Source organism: bacterium, from assembly GCA_024224155.1.
Lineage (GTDB): Bacteria > Acidobacteriota > Thermoanaerobaculia > Multivoradales > JAHEKO01 > CALZIK01.
In genome coordinates this window covers 1-3,806 of the sequence record JAAENP010000482.1, presented here as the reverse complement: position 1 = coordinate 3,806, position 3,806 = coordinate 1, and the positions used below count along the sequence as shown (strand labels likewise).

The 3,806-nt window shown below is 60.9% G+C and carries 3 protein-coding genes; 2 read left to right on the top strand and 1 reads right to left on the bottom strand.

Going from position 1 to position 3,806, the window contains the following annotated elements:
- Positions 1 to 11: 11 nt before the first annotated feature.
- Entirely contained in the window at positions 12 to 1,217 is a 1,206-nt protein-coding gene (locus tag GY769_23295; protein ID MCP4204845.1) for a radical SAM protein, read from the bottom strand.
- 501 nt (positions 1,218 to 1,718) lie between these two features.
- Here GY769_23295 and GY769_23290 point away from each other — a divergent pair.
- Positions 1,719 to 2,855 carry an inositol-3-phosphate synthase gene (locus GY769_23290; GenBank protein MCP4204844.1) on the top strand — a complete coding sequence of 379 codons (1,137 nt, stop codon included), beginning with the start codon at positions 1,719 to 1,721 and terminating at the stop codon, positions 2,853 to 2,855.
- A gap of 73 nt (positions 2,856 to 2,928) precedes the next feature.
- On the top strand, positions 2,929 to 3,806 hold an 878-nt coding region (locus tag GY769_23285; protein MCP4204843.1), incomplete at its 3' end, for a hypothetical protein.

The window sequence follows — 3,806 nt, the reverse complement described above, 5'->3', positions numbered from 1 at the left end:
TTTTCGTAGTACTAGAACGGGAGATAGTGCTTGAGCCGAAGCACTAGGTACGGTAGGTAGTAGAAGCTGGAAGGCATGGCCCTCAAGACGCGCCCTGCCGCCACCAGACTTTCGCAGAGCGGCGTGCCGCCGAAGGGAACCGGAATGTTGATGGTCGGCCAGACGAAAGGCAGCCGACGGATGAACTCCTTGGTCAGCTCGACGGGCTCCTCGCCCCGGTCGACTTCGGTGCCAAAGAGGAAGTTCGCCTGAATGCCCGGTACAAACTCGTGTATCTCTTGGAAATGGGCGACCAGACTCTCGAGTTTCTCCTCCCCTACCTTCTTGCCCACGCCGGTCTTGTTGGAATAATCCGACCAGCCCTCGACACCGGGGGCCACGAAGAGGCAGTTCGTCTCCTTGAGCCGCGGCAGCCGATTCTCTCGCAGGATCGCGAGTGAGCTCTCCATCACGTACGGATTTCGAGCTCGCTTGGGAACGGTCTCGATGACGTTCAAGACTTCATCGAAGCGAACGCCGAAGCTCGGATCCGAATAGCCCACGAGGATCCCGGGCCAGGTCGTGGCGATGAAGTTCAGATCCGCCGCCAGACGCTCCTTGGGCAGCATCACGTAGGTGCTCTTCGAGTCGATACAGAAGTCGCAATCGTAGGGGCAGCCGACGCTCGAGATCACGTTGACGATACTCATCCGGCCCGGCTTGCCACGCCGGTCGAAGGTGGCGGCCGCGACCTCCTGCTTGCGTTCTTCCACGCTCGGGAACTCGGTGAGCATCCGCCCGGTCGAGATGATCGACGGGCGCTCGAACGAGTCCAGGAGGATCTCCTCGATGAGCGACTTGTCACAGTCGTGAACCACCAGATCGAAGAACCGGAGACAATCGAGCGGAAAGGCTCTGGCATGTGCCCCGCCGATCACGGTTAGGGCGTTTCGGCAGCGATAGAGCTTCGCCAGGGCGTAGGCGAGGGCGCTCGACCGGGTGTCCACGGCGAAAAAGACGACATCCAGATCCTCAGGCAACAGGTCTTGGGGATCGGTCTGCCCATAGAAGGTGGCGTAGTGGGTCTCGTGCCCGAGCTGCCGGCACCAGACAGATACCGCCTGCGGAGTGAGGCTGGCGTAGATCTTTCGGAACTGAGCCGAGTAGACGCGGTTGCGCCAACCCTGCGAAATCGAGTCGTCGATGATCTCGAGAATACCGATCTTGAGCTTTGCCACGAGTCTCATTTCACCGGACAAGAGTGCTGGGCCGAGGCGGTTCGCCAGAGGCGGCCACATGCCCCGAAGAGGATTGTCAACTTCAGGAAAGGTCAGTTGACTGGCCCCCAAGGGATTGGGGTCGAGTGTATCTTCGAACACGACACATTTGTGCCGCAGTTCGGGGATCATGCCCTAACTTGACAATGCCGTAATGGGGACATCTTCATGGGGTAACGACACTCTCAAAACGTACCCCTCTCAAAACGTACCCCTACCCACTGCCAGAAGTGTATGATCTTTTTTAAGTCTGCCGCGGAGTCTGGGCTCGGTGAGTGGCGATCTAGCGGAGGTATGGCAGTAGTGGCCGTCCTCTGATCGTCGTCGCACACAGTAAGGATTCCATCGACGAGCTTCGGTTCCAGGGCAGCGTCATCCTGAAATCGTTTCGGGAGCGGTCAACAAGAGGACCTGATCGCAGAGCCGGTATGGGGAGAGGGCACCCTCGGGAAGGAATCAAGCATGGAGAAAATCAGAGTCGCCGTTGCTGGCATAGGGAATTGCGCGAGTTCCCTGATTCAAGGTATCGAGTTCTACAGGCACCGTCATGGCGTTGGGCTCGCCGGCCTCATGCACCCGAAGATCGGTGACTGGAAGTGCAGCGACATCGAGATCGTCGTCGCTTTCGACATCGACCGCCGGAAAGTCGGAAGATCGCTAGAAGAGGCCATTTTTGCCAAGCCGAACTGCACCAGAATCTTCCAGAGTTCGCTGCCCGTGTCCGGAGTCAGGGTGCAAATGGGGCCCATCCTCGATGGTGTGGCTCCTCATATGATCGATTACGGCGATGACGAAGCCTTCCGGACGGCCGACGTAGACCCGGTTGAGATTGCCCCGGCGCTCAAGGAGGCGCAGGCCGAGATTCTGGTCTGCTACTTGCCCGTCGGCTCCGAGGAGGCGGTGCACCACTACGCGCAGGCCTGCCTCGAGGCGCACGTGGCCATGATCAACTGCGTTCCGGTGTTCATCGCCTCCCAGCCGGATTGGGCGCGAAAGTTCTGCGAGGCAGGCCTGCCGATCATCGGCGACGATATCAAGAGCCAAGTCGGAGCCACCATTGTCCACCGAACGCTGACGCGACTGTTCGGGGATCGCGGGATGAACCTCGAGCGGACCTACCAGCTGAACACAGGCGGCAACACCGACTTCCTCAACATGTTGGCGTTGGACCGCTTGAAATCCAAGAAAATCTCCAAGACAGAATCCGTGCAATCGCAACTCGATGAGCGCCTCGAGGCGAGGAACATCCACATCGGTCCGTCGGACTACGTGCCGTGGCAGGACGACAACAAGGTCTGCTTCATCCGGATGGAAGGGCGGGGCTTCGGAGACGCGCCCATCGAGCTCGAGCTCAGGCTGTCGGTCCAGGATTCGCCCAACAGTGCCGGTGTCGTCATCGATGCGATCCGTTGTGCCAAGCTGGGACTTGAGCGTGGTCTTGGTGGTCCTCTGGAAGCGGTCTCCGCCTACTACATGAAGAGCCCACCGAAACAGACGCGCGACTCGGTTGCCCGCATACGATGTCGAGCCTTCATCCGCGGAATGGATACGAACGGGGGGGAGGTTGAGCAGAGCGGTCAAACCGGCGTTGGCAGATAGTGCTTGCGATCGGCGAGCCTCCCGGGGAAGGCATGGCACCGCCGGTTCGGACAGCGGGCGCGTCGGCGGCAGCGTGGAACACTGGTGGTCTGACAAGCTGACCGCGCTCCATCACGCGGTGCGGTCGGCGGTGTTGGATAGCCGCCGCGCGTCCACCGGAACGGTGAACGCCAAAGGCGACGGGGTCAAGGTGTTCGATCTCGCCGCCAACGATGCGGCAGTTACGTTTCTTAAAGGACTGTTTGTGCCACTTATCATTGATTCCGAAGAGGCTGAGCAACTAAAGATCGGATCCGGCACGCCTCGTCACCGGCTCATTCTCGATCCGGTGGACGGGTCCGACAACTGGGCGTTGGGGCTCCCCTTGTCCGCGCTATCCTGCGCGGTGTTGCCGATCGGCGCGCCGTTGCACGTCAACTCCGTCGAGACGGCGATCGTCGGTCCTCTCGATGAAGGGACACCTTTTCTGGCGCGAAAGCATGGCGGTGCCTGGCAAGGAGACCGGCGTCTCGAGACCTCGCATGTCGAATCGGTCGAGATGGCAGTGATCTCTTGTGAACTCAATCATTGGTCGCCGTCTCCCGCGCTCGCTCGCCTTATGGCGAGCGCGAGAGGCATCAGGAGCTATGGCTGCGCGTCGCGGGCACTAGCCTTGGTGACCGCGGGCGCCATAGACGCCCATATCGATCTTCGCAACAGGCTGACCGCGGAGAGCGATCTCGCCGCTGAGCGAGCCGGCGCAGGGGGGCGACATGGCCTTTCCGACGGCCTGCGCGAGCTGGCGCGGGAGGGTCGTGCGCGAATCGTTCATGTGGCGGGGCACACCTGGCTCGATGTCGACACGCCCGAGGCACTGCGCGAGGCCGAGCGGCGCCTGATTCTCGATAAAGGGGGCAAGCCCAGTGACGGCCCCGTCTCGCGGTATCTCAACCGCCCCGTATCTCGCCGGTT